The sequence below is a fragment of the Streptomyces sp. NPDC006476 genome (assembly GCF_040612015.1).
Taxonomy (GTDB): Bacteria; Actinomycetota; Actinomycetes; order Streptomycetales; family Streptomycetaceae; genus Streptomyces; species Streptomyces griseorubiginosus_B.
Genome location: NZ_JBEXPK010000007.1, coordinates 173,502 through 191,096, shown reverse-complemented (window position 1 = coordinate 191,096; position 17,595 = coordinate 173,502). Strand labels below are relative to the sequence as shown.

At 72.9% G+C, this 17,595-nt stretch carries 16 protein-coding genes; 9 read left to right on the top strand and 7 right to left on the bottom strand.

The genetic code is table 11. The features are described 5' to 3' along the window. Positions 1-3: 3 nt before the first annotated feature. Together ABZZ74_RS10500 and ABZZ74_RS10495 are read right to left on the bottom strand one after the other, a co-directional pair. A complete protein-coding gene (locus ABZZ74_RS10500) occupies positions 4-903 on the bottom strand; it encodes a UTP--glucose-1-phosphate uridylyltransferase (RefSeq protein WP_356763187.1) in 900 nt (299 codons plus the stop codon). A gap of 151 nt (positions 904-1,054) precedes the next feature. Further along, positions 1,055-3,589: a helicase C-terminal domain-containing protein gene (locus tag ABZZ74_RS10495; protein ID WP_356763185.1), complete on the bottom strand. Its 2,535-nt coding sequence runs from the start codon at positions 3,587-3,589 to the stop codon at positions 1,055-1,057. A gap of 163 nt (positions 3,590-3,752) precedes the next feature. Between ABZZ74_RS10495 and ABZZ74_RS10490 the strand changes: the two genes are divergently transcribed. Both ABZZ74_RS10490 and ABZZ74_RS10485 read left to right on the top strand, forming a co-directional pair. Next, entirely contained in the window at positions 3,753-4,739 is a 987-nt protein-coding gene (locus ABZZ74_RS10490) for a hypothetical protein (protein WP_356763183.1), read from the top strand. Between the two features lie 69 nt (positions 4,740-4,808). Then, positions 4,809-5,450 (top strand): haloacid dehalogenase-like hydrolase, encoded by a 642-nt coding sequence (locus ABZZ74_RS10485; RefSeq protein WP_356763181.1) that lies wholly within the window; start codon positions 4,809-4,811, stop codon positions 5,448-5,450. On the opposite strand, the gene ABZZ74_RS10480 is transcribed toward ABZZ74_RS10485, so the two are convergent. After that, positions 5,429-5,677, bottom strand: a complete 249-nt coding sequence (locus ABZZ74_RS10480; RefSeq protein WP_356763179.1) for a hypothetical protein — start codon at positions 5,675-5,677, stop codon at positions 5,429-5,431. The genes ABZZ74_RS10485 and ABZZ74_RS10480 overlap by 22 nt on opposite strands. A gap of 164 nt (positions 5,678-5,841) precedes the next feature. Here ABZZ74_RS10480 and ABZZ74_RS10475 point away from each other — a divergent pair, with 164 nt between their 5' ends. After that, complete coding sequence (locus ABZZ74_RS10475; RefSeq protein WP_133045637.1) at positions 5,842-6,225, top strand: cold-shock protein; 384 nt, start codon at positions 5,842-5,844, stop codon at positions 6,223-6,225. Between the two features lie 18 nt (positions 6,226-6,243). Then, entirely contained in the window at positions 6,244-6,753 is a 510-nt protein-coding gene (locus ABZZ74_RS10470) for a hypothetical protein (protein WP_356763177.1), read from the top strand. Between the two features lie 13 nt (positions 6,754-6,766). Here the strand turns inward: ABZZ74_RS10470 and ABZZ74_RS10465 are convergent, their stop codons facing one another. The 4 genes from ABZZ74_RS10465 to ABZZ74_RS10450 form a co-directional block, all read right to left on the bottom strand. Then, the gene (locus ABZZ74_RS10465) at positions 6,767-7,624 is read right to left on the bottom strand and encodes a 1,4-dihydroxy-6-naphthoate synthase (RefSeq protein WP_356763175.1); all 858 of its coding nucleotides are present in this window, start codon (positions 7,622-7,624) and stop codon (positions 6,767-6,769) included. Continuing rightward, positions 7,614-8,315 (bottom strand): futalosine hydrolase, encoded by a 702-nt coding sequence (locus ABZZ74_RS10460; protein WP_356763173.1) that lies wholly within the window; start codon positions 8,313-8,315, stop codon positions 7,614-7,616. Before ABZZ74_RS10460 ends, ABZZ74_RS10465 begins: the two co-directional genes overlap by 11 nt. Next, entirely contained in the window at positions 8,285-8,797 is a 513-nt protein-coding gene (locus ABZZ74_RS10455) for a DUF2771 domain-containing protein (protein ID WP_356763171.1), read from the bottom strand. Before ABZZ74_RS10455 ends, ABZZ74_RS10460 begins: the two co-directional genes overlap by 31 nt. Before the next feature lie 61 nt (positions 8,798-8,858). Beyond that, the gene (locus ABZZ74_RS10450; RefSeq protein WP_356763169.1) at positions 8,859-10,283 is read right to left on the bottom strand and encodes an MFS transporter; all 1,425 of its coding nucleotides are present in this window, start codon (positions 10,281-10,283) and stop codon (positions 8,859-8,861) included. Between the two features lie 279 nt (positions 10,284-10,562). Here ABZZ74_RS10450 and ABZZ74_RS10445 point away from each other — a divergent pair, with 279 nt between their 5' ends. From ABZZ74_RS10445 to ABZZ74_RS10425, 5 genes are all read left to right on the top strand, one after another. Continuing rightward, positions 10,563-11,489: a DUF3027 domain-containing protein gene (locus ABZZ74_RS10445; protein ID WP_356763167.1), complete on the top strand. Its 927-nt coding sequence runs from the start codon at positions 10,563-10,565 to the stop codon at positions 11,487-11,489. A 21-nt stretch (positions 11,490-11,510) separates the two neighbouring features. Further along, a complete protein-coding gene (locus ABZZ74_RS10440; RefSeq protein WP_356763165.1) occupies positions 11,511-12,050 on the top strand; it encodes a hypothetical protein in 540 nt (179 codons plus the stop codon). Positions 12,051-12,156: 106 nt separating this feature from the next. Continuing rightward, the gene (locus ABZZ74_RS10435; protein ID WP_356763163.1) at positions 12,157-15,339 is read left to right on the top strand and encodes a molecular chaperone Hsp90; all 3,183 of its coding nucleotides are present in this window, start codon (positions 12,157-12,159) and stop codon (positions 15,337-15,339) included. A 195-nt stretch (positions 15,340-15,534) separates the two neighbouring features. Then, a complete protein-coding gene (locus tag ABZZ74_RS10430; RefSeq protein WP_356763161.1) occupies positions 15,535-16,452 on the top strand; it encodes a hypothetical protein in 918 nt (305 codons plus the stop codon). Positions 16,453-16,634: 182 nt separating this feature from the next. After that, entirely contained in the window at positions 16,635-17,567 is a 933-nt protein-coding gene (locus ABZZ74_RS10425) for a hypothetical protein (RefSeq protein ID WP_356763159.1), read from the top strand. The last annotated feature ends 28 nt before the right edge of the window (positions 17,568-17,595 follow it).

The window sequence follows — 17,595 nt, the reverse complement described above, 5'->3', positions numbered from 1 at the left end:
GGCTCAGCCCCGCTCCTCCGTCAGCTCCGCCAGCCGGCGCAGATGCGGGCCGTACTCCGGGTCCGCCAGAGCGGCCGCGAACTGGGCGGTGAGGTAGGCGAGCGGGTTGCCGGTGTCGTACCAGCGGCCCTGGATGACCTGGCCGTACACCGCCTTGGTGGCGGCGTAGGCGTTGATGGCGTCGGTGAGGTAGATCTCGCCGGTGCGGTGCTCGTACCAGGCCTTGGTCTGCTTGCGGAGTTCCTCGACGATGCCCGGGGTGATGACATAGCCGCCGATCGCCGCGTAGGCGGAGGGCGCGTCCTCGGGCTTGGGCTTCTCGACCAGGCCGCTGATGCGCAGCAGTCCCTCGCCGAGATCCTCCCGGACCCGGGGCACGCCGTAGCGCTGCGAGTCGGACGGGTCCATCGGCATCAGGGCGAGCACCGGGCAACTGGTCGCCTCGAAGGCGCGGATCAGCTGCTGGGCGCGGGGGACGTCGGCCACGAAGACGTCGTCCGGCCACAGCACCAGGATCGGCTCGTCCCCGGCGTTGCGGGCCGCGTTCAGCACGGGCGTGCCGTTGCCGTACGGGCCGTGCTGGTCGAGGTAGGTGATGTGGCCGAGCCGGGACAGCTCGCCGACCTCCTCCACCGCGTTCGCGTAGGCGGTCTTGCCGCCGGCGCGCAGCTGGGCGACGAGGGCCGGATTCGGCCGGAAGTGGTCCTGGATCAGGCCCTTGCCGCCCGAGACGACGATCGTGATGTCCGTGATGCCGGACGCCACCAGCTCCCGCACGGTGTGCTCGACGACGGGCTTGTCCCCGACCGGCAGCATCTCCTTCGGGATGGCCTTGGTCAGCGGCAGCAGACGGGACCCCAACCCGGCTGCGGGGATGACTGCGCGGCGGATCGTCGTGGCCATGGGGCCCCTTTCGTCGAAAAGCCGGTCCCGTCGTCGGAAAGCCGGACCCGGTTCCTGTCCCGTTCAGGAAACGCTGCCCGCGAGCCCGGGCCGGAAGCCCCGGGTGAACAGTTCCGGACATGCCGGTGGAGCCGTGGCGAAGAGGCCCGCCTCACGCCTCCTCGGCCAGTTCCGCCACTCCCGTCACCCGGTGCAGCGGGTACGTCCGTACCTCGTCCGCCGTGTGGTCGTACGCCGTCACGAAGCCGCCCTCGACCCGGATCGGGGCGATGACGCGCTGGCTCGCGGCGCCCTCCGCGTTGACGTACCCGATCCACAGCGCCTCCCCGGTCAGGACGGCGGCCTGCATGGTGGCCAGGGTCTCGGCGGAGCTGGTGCGCGGCAGGGCGCCGCCCGCCGCGGCCGAGGAGGGCTGTTTGCGCGGGGCCGTGGAGGCCACGTCACCGGCCCTGATCGCGCGGATCGCCGCCGACAGCAGCGTCGCGTCCGGCGTCGGCGGGCCGTCCGGGACCGGCTCGGGCGCGGTGCGCGGCGGGGTGCGGTGGGCATCGGCGCGGGTGATCAGGACGTCGCCCTCGGCGGACTCGGCGGCCGGTGCGAAACCCATCGCGCGCAGCCCCTCCAGCAGGGTCGCCGGGTCGGCCTGGGTGGCCAGCACGGTGGGCGCGAGGCGGCGCAGGCGCAGTCCCGCGGCCCGCTTGTCGGCCATGATCTCGTTCAGCAGGGCGTCGTCGTCGCAGCGCACGTACGCCGAGGCCGCGCCCACCCGCAGCTGCCCGTGCCGGCGGGCCACGTCGTCGATCAGGTACGCGAGCGGCTGCGGAACCGGTGTCCGGGAGTGCGCCGCGAGGAAGGCGTGCAGGTCGGAGGCGGTCCGCCCGGCGTCGAGGGCCCGCCGCACCGACCCCGGCGTGAACCGGTAGACGGTCGCCCCGCCCTTCGACTCCACGTCCGCCAGCACCCCCAGCATGTCGGCGAGCGGCCGCTGCAACGGCCCCGGCGCCACCGCCGTCAGGTCGGCCTGCAGCAGTACGTGGTCCAGCGGCTCGGGCAGCAGCGGCGTGAGCAGCCGGGCGGCCGCGGCGGAGGCGGTGGCCTGCTCGACGGGGGAGAGGGGCTCCACGGCGACGGGCGTGTGATGGACGGGGAGCTTGTCGCCGGGGCCCCCGGACTCCGCCTCGGCCGCCTTCTTCGCGCGCGTCGAAGACGCGGGGGCGGGCGCCCCCAGCAGCGCCCGCCCATGCGCCGACAGCGCGCCCCGCCCCGTCACGCCCAGCATCTCCGCCTCCGACAGCGTCCAGCGGGCCAGCCGGGCGCGCAGGTCGTCGTCCTGCTGGGGCCCGCGCAGGGGCCGCTCCCAGCGCAGCCGGTCCAGCACGGACTCGGCGGACGGCGCGGTGCCTTCCGGCAACCCGGCCAGCAGTGTCAGCACCCGGTGCCGTACCTCCGGCGCGGCCGACCGGTCGAGGCCGGGCCCGAGCGCCGACAACGTACGGTCCTTCGCGTCCCGCCCACCGACCAGTCCCGCCGTCCGGGTCGCCGTCAGCCACGTCTCGGCGAGCCGCGCCCAGCGCACGCCCGCGGGCTGCTCCAGCCACTCGTCGTACGCCGGGGTCGCCGCGAACCGCTCGTCCGCCTCCCCGTCGGACGCGAGCAGCCCCGCCGCGTAAGCGAGTTCGACCCAGAAGGCGGCGACCGGCTCGGCCACGTCCAGCGCGACCGCGGTCCGCTTCAGGTCGCGCACGCTCAGCCCGCCGGCCCGCAGCACGGCGGGCCCGCCCTCGTCCCAGTCCTTCAGCAGCTCCTCGACCGTCGCCAGCGCGGTGTACGCCTGCCCGGCCGCCGTGGTGTCCACAATCTGTGGACGGTGCGTGGCCGCGGGCTCCAGGGCGGGCGGCAGCGGCTCCAGCGCGCGGTGCGCCCGACCGCCGCGCAGATGCAGGGCCACCTCCCGCGGCAGTGCGACCGTGCCGGGCGCCGTCGGCAGCAGCAGCCCGCGGTCCAGCAACTGCCGCAGGTGCGCCGCGGGATCAGGGGTGACCTGCCCGTACGGCGGCCCCCACACCAGCCGGGCGAGCACCTCCCGTGACTCCTGCGGCAGCCCGGCGAGCAGCGCGGCCATCCGCTCGCGGTCACCGAACAGCGCGGTGAGCGAGCCCACCGCCGACACCGAGTCGTGCGTCGAGGGCAGCCCGGCCGCCGTCACGATCTCCTGCACCCGGCCCGGTGACATGCCGGCCGTGGCCTCCTGCACGGTCGGTCCGAGCCCGGTCGGGGACGGGTGCTGCGGGGACGGCGACAGCAGCTCACGGGCCGTGCGCACCAGCCGCAGCCGCTCGTCGTCACCCCACACCAGCGCCTGCTCCCGCAGGGTGCCGAGGGCACGCGGAAGAGCCGCGGCGACCACCGGATCGCCCTCGTCGCCGGTCATCAGCCCCAGCAGCTCCCCGTACGACGCCGGGTCCGCCGCGACCGCCAGCGCCTCCGCCGTCTGCAACGCGAACCGGTCCAGCCGCTCCAGCGCCCGCACCACGCTGGCCCGGGTACCGGCCCGGGTGGCTAGCTGGGTGAGGTCGGTCGGGACGGGGGTGATGAGATCGGGGCGAGCGCGCAGCAGTGCGGCGAGGGAGACGTCGTCCCTCGCTCGGAGTGCCTCTGCGAGTGAACGCGGGGCCGGGGTGCTCATCCGACTCACGGTACCGGGTGGGCGGGCGTCCCTGGAGGCTCCGCCCTCAGACCCCCGTCGGCCCGAAGGGCCCGTCCTCGGACGCCGCACGGGCTGTTCGATGCTGACCTGCGATACCTTCGTACCGCGGGCCATCCAACGCAGCCGCCCCGGAGGGGACTTCGTGGGGATCGAGAGCGACCAGGTCGTCTACGAGTATCTGAGCCGTGTCGGCGACGTGGCGCAGCAGCGTCAGCTGCCGTCGGCCACGCGCATGCGCCTGGTGTCGGAGCTGCGGAACGAGATCGACCGGCGCCGCGCCAAGGGCACCGCCGACAGTCCCGCGGCCGTCCGCCGGATCATCTCCCGGCTCGGCACCCCGGACGAGGTCGTGGACGCGGCCGGCGGCGCCCAGGACGCGCCCCCTGCCACCCCCACCCACTTGCCCGTGCAGCGCGACGACGAGCCCGAGGACACCGGCCGGCTGCCCAAGAGCCTGCGGCGCCGCGCCGTACCGGGTCCGCGGCCGGAGCAGCCCGCACGGACCGAGCAGCCCGCACAGGCCGAGCGGCCCGCACGGCCCGCGCCCTCCGACGACCACGCCTCCGCCGGTGAGCCGGACTGGTGGCGGGTGGACAGCACGCCACTCGCCGAGAGCGTGCCGGGATTCGTGGGCGGCGTGGAGATCCCCAGCCTGGTCAAGCCGCCCCGGCCGAGGACGCCCGAGCCGGCCCCGCCCGCCGCGCCCGCCACGGAGAAGGCGGTGGAGGCGGAGGAGGAGGCCGTACCCGAGGCTCCCCCCACCCGGCGCCGCCGTCTCTCCCTCCCCGTCTCCCGCTGGAGCAACCCCCTGCTCCTGATCGCCGCCGGTCTGCTCGTCGTCGGCGCGATCCTCGGGAACTGGTTCGCCCTGCTGCTCGGCTGGCTCATCGCCTACGCCTCCCGGCGCCTGACGCAGAACGAGTCGAAGTGGGCGGTCATCGGGATGCCGTCGGTGGCGGTCGCGGCCGGGATCGTCTGGCTCTGGGGCCGCAACCAGGGACGCTGGGGCGATCCCATCGCCCAGGGCCACATGAACGACGCGATCGCCCAGACCTGGCCGTGGGTGGTGCGGGGCGCGGCCGTGCTGTCGGCGCTGTTCGTGGTCTGGCGCTCCCAGCGCAGGATGTAGCCGTACGCCGAAGGAGGTAGGTGTACGTCACACCGGCCCGGCGTCTCCCCGCCACCCGGGCTGGGCACAATGGCCCATATGGCCCTCACCTCCGCACCCGCCCTGACCGTCGGCTTCGACCTCGACATGACCCTCATCGACTCCCGCCCCGGCATCCGCGCCTGCTACCAGGCGCTGTCCGAGCGGACGGGGACCTACATCGACGCCGACCTCGCGGTCACGCGGCTCGGACCGCCGCTCGCGGAGGAGCTGATCAACTGGTTCCCCGAGGACGAGATCACGGCCATGGGCGACCTGTACCGCTCGATGTACCCGGCCATCGCCATCACCGCGACCCTCGCGATGACCGGGGCGCGGGAGGCGATCGACGCCGTACGCGCGGCCGGTGGGCGGGCGATCGTGGTGACCGCGAAGTACGAGCCCAACGCCAAGCTGCACCTGGAGCATCTGGGCATCCACCCGGACGAGGTCGTCGGCGACCTGTGGGCCGAGCAGAAGGCGGAGGCCCTGCGCGAGCACGGGGCGGGCGTGTACGTCGGCGACCACGTCGGCGATGTGCGCGGCGCTCGCAAGGCCGACGCCCTGTCGGTGGCCGTGGCGACCGGGCCGTGCAGCGCCGAGGAGCTGACGGCTGCCGGGGCGGACGTGGTCCTCGGCGACCTCACCGAGTTCCCGGCCTGGCTCGCCGGCTACCGTCCCGCGCGCGCCTGACGGCGGCCGGCCGCGATCGACCGCAGCACTCCGGCGGCGGAGATCAGGAAGCCGACTCCCATGAGCATGCTCAGTCCGAACATGTAGGGGGGAAATGGCTTCGCGTGCAGGAACAGCGGAGCCACTGTGACGAGTGTGGCCACGGCACCGAGGAAGAACACGATGGCACCGGCACGGATCAGTCGGTCACCGGGCCCGGCGGAATTCGTTTGGGTTTTGTCACGCACCGGACCAGGGTAGTTCCCAGCGCGAAGGAACAACCCGGCGACGTCTTGTCACCGGCCTGAAGACCATTAGCCTTGGTACCGGCGGGTCCGTGACGACCCGCCCAAGTGCTATCAAGAGCCGTTTCCGAAGCAGTTTTCCGACGAGTACGAGGACGAGGACAGACGTGCCAACCGGCAAGGTCAAGTGGTTCAACAGCGAGAAGGGCTTCGGCTTTCTCTCCCGGGACGACGGCGGCGACGTCTTCGTCCATTCCTCGGTCCTCCCCGCCGGAGTAGACACACTCAAGCCGGGACAGCGAGTTGAGTTCGGGGTGGTCGCCGGACAGCGCGGTGACCAGGCGCTTTCGGTCACCATTCTCGACCCGACGCCCTCGGTGGCGGCCGCGACCCGTAAGAAGCCGGACGAACTGGCCTCGATCGTCCAGGATTTGACGACCCTGCTCGAGAACATCACACCGATGCTCGAGAGGGGCCGTTACCCCGAGAAGACCGCCGGCAAGAAAATCGCCGGGCTGCTGCGCGCGGTCGCCGACCAGCTCGACGTGTAATCCCGTGAAACGGCCGACGTGAGCGACATAAGCACCCAACCCGGCGGCGGGGCCCCCACGCGGGCCCCGTCCGCGGAACTGCTGGAGCGGATCCGGCGGCAGCGCCGGCACACTCTGGAACTGCTCACCGTGTCCGCCGTCGGCCTCGTCCCGTGGACCGTCCTGCTGTGGTTCACGCTGCCGACCGGATACGCGGTCCGTCAGTGGCGTACGGCCTGGGTGGGGTTCGACGTCCTGCTGGTGGTGTCGATGGCGTCCACCGCCCTGCTCGGCTGGCGGCGGCACCGGGCCGTCCTCGTCGCGGCCACGACGACGGCGGCCCTGCTGGTCTGCGACGCGTGGTTCGACGTGTCGCTCGCCCTCGGGACCCCGGGTGTGTGGCTGTCGGCGGCGCTCGCGGTGTGCGTGGAGCTGCCCCTGGCCGTCTACCTCATCACCAAGGTCCGGGGGATGCTCTCGCTGGCCCAGTGGCCGCCCCGTGTCCCTCTGGGCGAGGACGACCCCGAGCCGGCCGACCGGCACGGCTGAGCCGACCGGCGGCTCAGGGGAACGCCAGTGCCTCCGGTCCCAGCGCCGGTACGAGTCCCTCCGCCGCCGCTCGCGTCAGCAGTCCCCGGATCGCCGCGTATCCGTCCTCGCCGAGGTCCGCGGTGAACTCGTTGACGTACAGCCCGATGTGCTGGTCGGCGACCGCGGGATCCATCTCCTGCGCGTGCTCCATGACATAGGGCCGGGACACCTCGGGTTCGTCCCAGGCCGCCTGCACGGACGTACGGATCGCCTCGGCCAGTCCCGTCAGCGTCCCGGAACCCAGCGACCGCTTCGCGATGATCGCCCCCAGCGGAATCGGCAGCCCGGTCGTGGTCTCCCAGTGCTCACCCATGTCCGCAAGCTTGTGCAGCCCGTAGTTCTGGTAGGTGAACCGTGCCTCGTGGATGACGAGCCCCGCGTCGACCTTTCCGTCCCGCACGGCCGGCATGATCTCGTGGAACGGCATGACGACGATCTCGCCGACACCTGCAGGCACCGTGTCGGCTGCCCACAGCCGGAACAGCAGATATGCCGTCGACTTCTCGGACGGGACGGCGACCGTACGGCCCGTGAGGTCGGCTCCGGGTTTCCGCGTGAGCACCAGCGGCCCGCAGCCCCGGCCCAGCGCACCCCCGCACGGCAGCAGGGCGTACTCGTCGAGGACGTACGGCAGCACGGCGTACGACACCTTCAGCACGTCGAACTCGCCGCGCTCGGCCATGCCGTTGGTGATGTCGATGTCCGCGAAGGTCACGTCCAGCGCGGGGGCGCCGGGGACACGGCCGTGGGCAAGGGCGTCGAAGACGAACGTGTCGTTCGGGCAGGGCGAATACGCGATCCGCAGGGGCAGTACCGGCTCACTGGTCATGCTGGTTCCAACTCTCCAGGACGGGCGCGAGCTTCCCGAAGCCCTCGGCCAGGGCCGTGAGGGCGTCACCGATGCGCCAGGCGGCGCGGTCGCGCGGCCCGACGGGGTTGGAGACCGCGCGGATCTCCAGGACGGGGAGGCGGTGGAGCGCGGCCGCCTCCGCCACCCCGAAGCCCTCCATGCCCTCGGCGAGGGCACGCGGATGCCGGGCCCGCAGCTCGGCGGCGCGCTCGGCGGTGCCGGTCACCGTCGAGACGGTGAGTACGGCTCCGGTGCGCGCACCGGTCGCGTGCGCGATCTCTCGTACGAGTGATTCCGGTGGACGGTGGCTGACGGTCCCGAAGCCGAGTTCGGTGACCGGGACGAATCCGTCGGTGGTCTCGGCGCCCAGATCGGCCGCGGTGATCTCGTCGGCGACGACGAGTGAGCCGAGCGGCGCCTCGGGCTGGAAGCCACCGCCGATGCCGGCCGACACGACCAGGTCGTAGGGGGCGCCTTCGAGGGCGGCCGAGGTGAGGGCGGTGGCGGTGGCTGCGGCCGCGAGCGCGGGGCCGACGCCGACCGCGGTCACCGTCAGGGCCTCGCCGGTCAACGCGTGGGCCACCGCGTCCCGTTCGGCCGGGACCGCGGTGGCCACGAGGACCCGTACCGAGGACGTGGTCAGTCCGCCTTCCTCAGCTTGAAGGACCACAGACCGGTCACCGTGTTGCTGCTCTTCTTGCCGTCGCCGGCCTTGATGGAGACCAGCGTGGAGTTGCCCTGCGCGCCGTACTGGGCGTTGAAGAAGACGCTGCCCGGGATGGTGCGGTACGTCTTGTCGCTGTCCTCGGTGAGCGGCTGGCCGTTCATCAGGATCGTCCAGCGCTTGTCGGCGATGGCCGGGTCGACGCCGAAGCGGACCGTGTCGTCGGGGTCGACCTTGATGGACTGGATGTCCTTGTCCTTCAGGCACTTCGTGAGGTCCGCGGTCTCGAGGGACTTGCCCTCACCACCGCACGTGGCCTCCTCGCTGACGGAGGAGCGGCCGACGGTGATCGTGGAACGCGGGGTCGGCTTGTCGCAGGCCGACAGGACGAGCAGTCCGGCGGAAACGGCGCCGACGACGGCGACGGCGCGGCGCCGTCGCACAGCGGCGTAGACATCTGCGGCTCCGCCGCGTGGCATCGAGGTCATGCCAGAAGGCTATAGGGCGTGTCCTGCACGCTCTTTACGCGGGGGCCGGTGTGGCTGTGTGTTACGCCACGCGGGGCTTGGCCGCGCCGCCGTGCCGGGCCGAGCCGATCAGCGCCCGGGACGTCGTCACCCAGCCGAGGGCGAGCACCGCGGCGGCCAGGCACAGCCCCGCCGTGCCGTTCAGCGGCATCACGATGCCGATCGCGCCGCCCAGCACCCAGGCCATCTGCAGCATGGTCTCCGAGCGGGCGAACGCCGAGGTGCGCACCAGCTCCGGCACGTCCCGCTGGATCAGCGCGTCCAGCGACAGCTTGGCCAGCGCCAGACAGAAGCCGGTGGTCGCCGTGAGACACGCCACCAGGAACGCGCCGAAGAAGATCGCGGCCGTGATCGCCGCGCCCAGCACGATCGCCAGGACCGTCACGATGATGATCTCCGGCGCCCGGGAGCGCAGCCAGGCCCCGACCGCCGTACCGAGCGCGTTGCCCGCGCCCGCCGAGACGGCGACCAGACCGAGGGAGACGGCGGCGCTCTCGCCGGTCAGCGGGTGCTCGCGGAGGAGGAACGCGAGGAAGAAGGTGAGGAATCCGGACAGCCAGCGCAGGGCGGCGTTCGCGCCGAGGGCGTGGGTGACCGCGGTGCCCACGGTCCGCAGTCCCGGGCGTTTGGCCGTCTTGCGGTGCGGGCCGTGCAGATGGGCCTCGTCGGCGGCGAGCAGGGCCACGTCCTCGCCCTTGGCCGAGTCGACCTTCGGGGCCAGGGTGAAGGACAGGAACATGCCCCAGATGTAGATCAGGAAGGCGCCGTACAGCGGCCAGCGCGGCCCGATCGCGTGCAGGCCGGCCCCGACGGGCGCGGCGACGCCGGTGGCGAGCAGGCCGCCGAGGGTGACCCGTGAGTTGGCCTTCACCAGGGAGAAGCCCGGCGGCAGCAGCCGGGGTACGACGGCACTTCGGACCACGCCGTACGCCTTCGACGCGACCAGCACACCGAGGGCCGCCGGATACAGCTCCAGGCTGCCGGTGGTGACGGCGCCGGCGATGATCAGCGCGAGCAGGGCGCGGGCGAGCATCGAAGCGGCCATCGCGGCGCGGCGGCCGTGCGGGAGCCGGTCCAGGAGCGGCCCGATGACGGGGGCGAGCACCGTGAACGGGGCCATGGTGATGGCGAGGTAGAGCGCGACGCGGCCGCGTGCCTCGTCGGTCGGCACGGAGAAGAAGACGGTGGAGGCGAGGGCGATGGTGATCATCAGGTCCCCGGCGCCGTTGACCGCGTGGAGTTCGATCAGCTTGCCGAGGCCGGACTCGCCGGCGCCGTGCGCGTGCGTGGCCTTTCTGATCCCACGGGCGGTTCCGGTGACCGGGAAGTGCAGGGCACGGCCGACGGCGCGGACGGACCCGACGAACCGGCCCGAACCGCCATCACGTCTGCTGCCCCTGATCCCACCGACCTTGGTGGCTCCCTGGGGCGTCCTTGCGGCTGCCACGACGTTCATAGTGCCCCCAGAACGCCACGGGTAGTGCGGTTACCGCGCGTATGAGGCCGACTGGTTCGCAGCCGAGGACCTTTTCCGACCCGTCGGTGTAGGCCGGGAGCACGCGAGAAGGTAGCGTGCGTATCTCAGCCATCCATCAGAATGGATGGAGAGGTGCGCCCCGCGCGAGCGGGCGCGAACGTCGACGCGGTCCTCCGGTCCGCTCCGTCCGCACCCGCCGCCTTCAGGGGCGGCGCACCCGAGTGACGGCGTAGGAGAGAAGCGATACCTGTGAGCGCAGCGACAACGCGAAGCCGCACCCCCGACCGCCTGTGTGCCGAGGCCGTCGACCTCGCCCGCGCCGCAGCAGAGGAGGCCGCCGCGCCCGGTGTGGTCGGTGAGCATGCGGGCGTACAGAGCGAGGGCGACCGCGTTGTCACGCACTTCTTCGAGTGCAAGGAACTCGGGTACCGGGGCTGGCGCTGGGCCGTGACGGTCGCCCGCGCGTCCCGCGCCAAGATCGTGACCCTGGACGAGGTGGTGCTCCTCCCGGGCCCGGACGCCCTCCTTGCCCCGGAGTGGGTGCCGTGGAGCGAACGCCTGCGCCCCGGCGACATGGGCCCCGGCGACCTGCTCCCCACCGACGCGGAGGACCTCCGTCTGGAGCCGGGGTACGCCGGTGAGGACGAGCCGATGCCGAACGCCGCCGTCTCGGAGGAGATGGCCGAACTGGTCGAGGCGGAGGACGCGGAGGTCACGGCCGGTACTCCCGCGAACCTGCCCGCCGCCCCGACCCGGGGCTCCATCGCCGCCGTCGCGGAGGAACTGGGCATGCGCCGGGCCCGGGTGCTGTCCCGCTACGGTCTGCACATCGCCGCGGACCGCTGGGAGGAGTCGTACGGTGCCAAGACGCCCATGGCGCAGGCGGCCCCGGCGACCTGCGTCAGCTGCGGCTTCCTGCAGCCGATCGGCGGCTCTCTGGGCCAGGCCTTCGGCGTCTGCGCCAACGAGTTCTCCCCGGCGGACGGCCATGTGGTGTCCCTGGCCTACGGCTGCGGGGGCCACTCGGAGGCGGCCGTCATGCCCAAGCCGCCCCAGCCGGCACCTCCGGTGATCGACGAGACGCGGGTCGACCCCTTCCCGCTGCGCCCGGCGGCGGACTCGGGCTCGGTCCCGATCGTCTCCGACGAGGACACGGCGGAACTGGGGCACTCCTAGGGCCCGCGCGGGCACTCACCGATGACACGGCTCTGGCTGCGCGGCGGATTGGACCCGGAGGCCCCGGAAGCGGTCGTGGTCGCCGTGGTGGTGGACCCGGCGGGAACCGCGGAGGAACGGGCTGTCGCCGCGCTCTTCTCCTACGCGTACCAGGGCGAGGGCACCTTCCTGCTCGTGCGGACGGACGGCTGGGCCGAGCGGCGGGTGGACGGTGACGTCCTGAGCGTCGAGATCGTCGTCCACCGGGCCGTACTGGAAGCGCTGGGCATCGACGGGGCCGGATTCCCGGAGCTCCCGCTCGTCCGGCCGGACGCGGTCCGGCTGCTGCGGGTGAGCGCGCCCGTCGCCGGGGGCCGGTACGACCAGGCACTCGAGGTGACGGCCGTGCTGTCGGCACCGGCCGGGGCAAGGCCCGAGCAGATCGTGGCCGACCTTCATTCCGGCGAGGCATGGCCGCTGATCCTGGCCCCGCCGCCCGCCTCCGCCACCGTCACCCTCGACAGCGCCGACACCCCATCGGTCGACCCGGATCTCGGCCGGTGTCCGCCGACGTCCGGTTGACCAGGGGGACTCCGGGCTCCGGCGGGGTCACCGGCCGACCGGCCCCCGGCGCGGAGCCGGGCCGTACGGCGGTACCTTCGTGCTCACGTCGACGAGGAGAGTGAACGTGAGCAAGTTCGTGCGGCCGGCCCCCGAGGGGGCGGACCCCTTCGGCACCGCCCGTCTGCGCCGCGGTGTGCTCGACGCCTGGGCCACCAGTCCCGCCCGTTTCCGCGAGGACGCCAACGCCGAGGAGGACCTCGTCCTCGGCGGCTACCGGGACCGTCTCGTCGTCGAGCTCGCCCAGAACGCGGCCGACGCGGCCGCCCGCGCCGGTGTGCCCGGCCGGCTCCGGCTGACGCTGCGCGACGGCGTCCTCGTCGCCGCCAACACCGGCGCCCCGCTCGACGCGGCCGGCGTCGAGTCCCTCGCCACCCTCCGCGCCTCCGCCAAGCGGGACACCGGGCAGGGCGCCGTCGGCCGGTTCGGTGTCGGCTTCGCGGCCGTCCTCGCCGTCACCGACGAGCCCGCGGTCGTCGGCCGGCACGGCGGTGTGCGCTGGTCGCTGGCCGAGGCGCGCGAGCTGGCCGCCGACACCGCACGGCACAGCCCCGGGCTCGGCGACGAGATCCGGCGCCGGGACGGGCACGTACCGCTGCTGCGGCTCCCGTTCGCCGCCGAGGGCTCGGCCCCCCACTCGTACGACACGGTCGTCATCCTGCCGTTGCGCGACCCCGCCGCCGCCGACCTCGCGGAGCGGCTGCTCGACGCCGTCGACGACGCGCTTCTCCTCGCCCTTCCCGGCCTGGCGGAGGTCGTCGTCGAGACGGACACCGTCCGCACGCTGCGGCGCGGCACCGACGGGCCCTTCACGGTCGTGGAGGACTCGCGGGGCGGTACGACCCGCTGGCGCACCGTCGCCGCGCACGGCGACCTCGCCCCCGACCTCCTCGTCGACCGGCCGGTGGAGGAGCGGCTGCGTCCCCACTGGTCCGTCACCTGGGCCGTACCGGCCGACGCGGACGGCAGCCCGGCCCGCCCGCGCACCAGCCCCGTCGTCCACGCGCCGACCCCGAGCGACGAGCCCCTCGGCGTTCCCGCCCTCCTCATCGCCTCCTTCCCCCTCGACACCACCCGCCGCCATGCCGCGCCCGGCCCGCTGACCGACTTCCTCGTCCAGCGCGCCGCCGACTCCTACACCGAACTCCTCGCCGCCTGGCGGCCGGTGACCGAGGGCATCATCGGCCTCGTCCCCGGTCCGCTCGGCAAGGGCGAGCTGGACGGCGCCCTGCGCGCGGCCATCCTCGAGCGGCTCCCGCGGACGTCCTTCCTGCCCCCGGCGTTGGTCTCCGCCGAGGACGACTCCGACCGGTCCGGCGCCCTGCGGCCCCCGACCGGCGAGCCCGGCGAGGACCAGGCGCCCGATCTCGACCTCCCCGGCTCGCTGCGCCCCCGGGACGCCGAGATCGTCGAGGGCGCCGGGGCCGACACCGTGCGGGTGCTGGCCGAGGTGCTGCCCACCCTGCTGCCCGCCGGGCTCGAACGGCGGGCGGAGCTGCGGACCTTGGGTGTCGCCCGGGTGCCGCTGACGGACGCCGTGGACCGGCTCGCCGGGCTGGAGAAGGAGCCCGGCTGGTGGCGCCGGCTCTACGACAGCCTCGCCGGGGTCGACCCGGACCGGCTGTCCGGGCTGCCCGTACCGCTCGCCGACGGACGTACGACGATCGGCCCCCGCCAGGTGCTGCTGCCCACCGCGGACGCGTCCCGGATCGACCCTGAGGTGCTGGCCCGGCTCGGACTGAAGGTCGCCCACCCGGACGCGGCGCACCCCCTGCTGGAGAAGCTGGGTGCGCTGCCCGCGACGCCCCGCGCGGTGCTCACCACGCCCCAGGTCCGGGCGGCCGTCGCCGCCTCCCTGGACGACGAGGGCGGGCTGGACTGGGAGCAGGACACGCCGGACGCCGAGGAGTTGGCGGACACCGTGCTCGGCCTGGTGCGGGACGCCGGGCTGGAGCCCGGGGACGAGCCGTGGCTCGGCGCCCTCGCCCTCCCCGACGAGGACGGGGAGTTGGCCCCGGCCGGCGAACTGGTCTTCCCCGGCAGCCCCTTCCACCAGGTGATCCGCGAGGGCGAACTCGCCATGGTCGACGCCGAACTGGCCGACAAGTGGGGCCAGGAACCGCTCGCCGCCTGTGGCGTGCTGGCCGACTTCGCCCTCGTCCGGGCCACCGACGTGGTCCTCGACCCCGACGAACTGGAGCCGCGCGAAGGCGACTTCGCCGAACCCGACGACGCGGGGCTGCTGGACGCCGTGGACGTGTGGAGCGAGGACGTCCTCGACCGCTTCCCGGACACCCCGGTACCGCCCGTCGCCACCGAGCTGATCGCCGTACGGGACCTGGACCTCGTGGACGACGACAAGTGGCCCCAGGCCCTGGCCCTGCTCGCCCGGCCGCCGCTGCGTGACGCGCTCACCCAGCCGGTCCGCGTCCTCCTCCCCGACGGCACGCACGAGGTCGTACGGCCGTACACGGCATGGTGGTTGCGCGGTCACCCCGTGCTGGACGGCCGCCGCCCGGCGGGCCTGCTGGCGTCCGGCGGAGACCCGCTGCTGCGCGGCCTGTACGACGAGGCGGACGCGACGGGCTTCGAGGACGAGCAGGTGCTGCGGGCGCTGGGCGTACGGACGTCCGTCTCGGCGCTCCTGGACGAACCGGGCGGCGCCGCGGAGCTGCTGGACCGGCTGGCCGACCCGGACCGCCGGGTCACCGCAGCCCAACTGCACGCCCTGTACGGTGCGTTGGCGGACCTGGACCCCGACCAGGTGACCCTCCCCGACGAGCTGCGAGCCGTGGTGGACGGCCGGGTGACGGTCGTGGACGCCTCCGACGCGGTGGTCGTCGACTCCCCGGATCTGCTGCCCTTCACCGAGGGCGTCCCCCTGCTCCCGGTCCGCCCCTCCCGCGCCGCCGAACTGGCCGAACTCTTCCAGGTGCGGCGCCTGAGCGAGTCGGTGCCGGGCTCGGTGGACTCGGAGGGCACGGAACACGACGTACCGGACTCGGTACGGGTCCTGCTGGGCCCCCGCACCCCGGCGACGTACATCGAACACGACGAACTCTTCGTCGACGGCACCGAACTGGACTGGCGCCTCACCACCGACGGCACCCTCCACGCGGCCACCCTGGAGGGCGTGGCGGCAGGCCTCGCCTGGGCGGCGGCCCAGTGGCCCCGCCGCTTCGAGGTGGCGGCCCTCCTGGAGGACCCGTCCCGGACGGAGGAACTGGCGCGGGACCGCTGGTTCGACTGAGTGGACGAACCAGGCGGCTGTGTGCGGGGGTTGATCCATGATCTCAAAAATTCCCGCACACATTGTTCACCTCCGTACAACCATTGCCACCCCTTGCTGGTCACATCACGTGAGTCAACAGACTCCCTGATCACTTCGGGCCCCGCCGGGACGGGGGACGTCACCGTCGGGGCCCCTCTCCCACATGGGGAACGCATGCGTATTCGTGCCACCGTGGCCGCCGTCACCGGCGCCATGGCCCTTTCCGCCTTCGTCGCGCCCGCCGCTCTCGCCGCGGACGGACCGAAGGTTCCCGCGGGTGTCGCCGCGGCCAACAAGGCCGCCCACTCCGCCACGTCCGGCAAGGCCGCCTTCAGCTCCGCCGCCGACACCGGTACGCCGTACGCCCTGGACGCCACCTTCTCCAACGTGAAGGTCAACAAGGGCAAGAACATCGTCGTCGGCACCACCGCCCTCGTGAAGGCGCCGGTCTCCTTCACGCTGACCCACGGCGCGGACGTCGACATCCACGCCTCCGACTTCGTCTCCGCCGTCGAGCTGTACCGCGGCGCGGACTTCGCGAACGAGGACGAGTGGATCGACAGCACGAACGCGACGTGCACCGACACCTCGGCCACCGCCGCCAACTGCACCGCCACCATCGAGATCGACCCGGCGTGGCTGCTGAACACGGACGCTGGCAGCTGGAAGGCCGGCGCCTTCGCGGTCGCGTTCAACGGTGAGGACCCGCAGAACCCGAACCTGGACAACGTCGGTGTCGCGACGAAGGACAACGTCGCCACCACCAAGCTCCAGCGCCGCTCCACCCTCACGGTCAACGCCGCCCCGGAGCCGGTGAAGAAGGGCAAGACCATCACCGTCACCGGCAAGCTCTCCCGCGCCAACTGGGAGGACGGCCACTACCACGGTTACACCAACCAGCCGGTGAAGCTGCAGTTCCGCAAGAAGGGCTCCAGCACCTACACCACGCTGAAGACCATCAAGACCAACTCCACCGGCAACCTGACGACCACGACCAAGGCCACGGTCGACGGTTACTTCCGCTACTCCTTCGCGGGCACCACGACGACCCCGGCGGTCAGCGCCACGGGTGACTTCGTCGACGTGAGGTAGCACCTCACAGGGACATGGCGGCGCCGGACGGGGACCCCGGGCCGCCGTGTCCCTGCGTCTGGCAAGCTCTTCGTAATCCCCGCCCAAAATCCGCCGCGGACGTACAACTTCCCCCAGGTGTCACGGATCTGATCATGCGAGCCAACAGGCTCCTACGATCTCTTTCTCCCCATGGGGAACACATGCGCATACGTGCCACTGTGGCCGCCGTCTCCGGCGCCCTGGCCATCTCCGCCTTCGCCCTGCCCGCCGCGCACGCCGCCGGCGCCGGATCCTCGTACCGGGCCGATGTCGCGAAGGTCCGTGAGGCCGCCGTCGCCGCCTCCGGCAGGACGGCGTTCAGCACCGCCGCGGCCGACAGCGACCCCGAGCCCTACCCGCTGAACGCCACCTTCTCCGCCGTGAAGATCAACGGCGGCAAGGCGATAGTGGTCAGCGCCACCGGCCACGTGAAGGTCCCGTTCACCTACACCATGACCCACGGCGCCGACGTCGACATCACCGCGTCCGACTTCGCGACCGGCGCGTACGTCTACAAGGGCGACACCCAGTTCTACGGTGACGACCCGGCCACCTGCACCGCCACCTCGTCCACCGTCGCCACGTGCAAGGGCGTCATCGACCTGTACCCGGGTGACGACGCGTCCGACATCGACCTCGCGAACGCCGACGCGGGCGCCGTGAAGTCCGGTGTGCTGGCCATCGCGCTCAACGGCCAGGACCCGTCCAGCCCCGGCTTCGACATCACCAAGGTCGGCCTGGCCGACCAGAGCCCCTTCGCCTCGCCCAACCTGCAGCGTCGCTCCACCCTCACGGTCGACGCCGCCCCGGAGCCGGTGAAGAAGGGCAGGACCATCACCGTCACCGGCAAGCTGTCCCGCGCGAACTGGGACACCAACAAGTACGCCGGTTACGCCGGCCAGAAGGTGAAGCTGCAGTTCCGTAAGAAGGGCTCCAGCACCTACACCACCCTCAAGACCATCACCACCAGCTCGACGGGCACCTTGAAGACCACCACCAAGGCCACCGTCGACGGCTACTACCGCTACTCCTTCGCGGGCACCGCGACGACCCCGGCGGTCAGCGCCACGGGCGACTTCGTCGACGTGCGCTGAGGCCCACCCCCCGAAGGGGCGCGGGGAA

What these genes read in the sequence shown, in the direction of transcription:
- ABZZ74_RS10500 (WP_356763187.1), bottom strand. Translation starts at nt 903, where the DNA reads ATGGCCACGACGATCCGCCGCGCAGTCATCCCCGCAGCCGGGTTGGGG.
- ABZZ74_RS10495 (WP_356763185.1), bottom strand. Translation starts at nt 3,589, where the DNA reads ATGAGCACCCCGGCCCCGCGTTCACTCGCAGAGGCACTCCGAGCGAGG.
- ABZZ74_RS10485 (WP_356763181.1), top strand. Translation starts at nt 4,809, where the DNA reads ATGGCCCATATGGCCCTCACCTCCGCACCCGCCCTGACCGTCGGCTTC.
- ABZZ74_RS10465 (WP_356763175.1), bottom strand. Translation starts at nt 7,624, where the DNA reads ATGACCAGTGAGCCGGTACTGCCCCTGCGGATCGCGTATTCGCCCTGC.
- ABZZ74_RS10455 (WP_356763171.1), bottom strand. Translation starts at nt 8,797, where the DNA reads ATGACCTCGATGCCACGCGGCGGAGCCGCAGATGTCTACGCCGCTGTG.
- ABZZ74_RS10440 (WP_356763165.1), top strand. Translation starts at nt 11,511, where the DNA reads ATGACACGGCTCTGGCTGCGCGGCGGATTGGACCCGGAGGCCCCGGAA.
- ABZZ74_RS10430 (WP_356763161.1), top strand. Translation starts at nt 15,535, where the DNA reads ATGCGTATTCGTGCCACCGTGGCCGCCGTCACCGGCGCCATGGCCCTT.
- ABZZ74_RS10425 (WP_356763159.1), top strand. Translation starts at nt 16,635, where the DNA reads ATGCGCATACGTGCCACTGTGGCCGCCGTCTCCGGCGCCCTGGCCATC.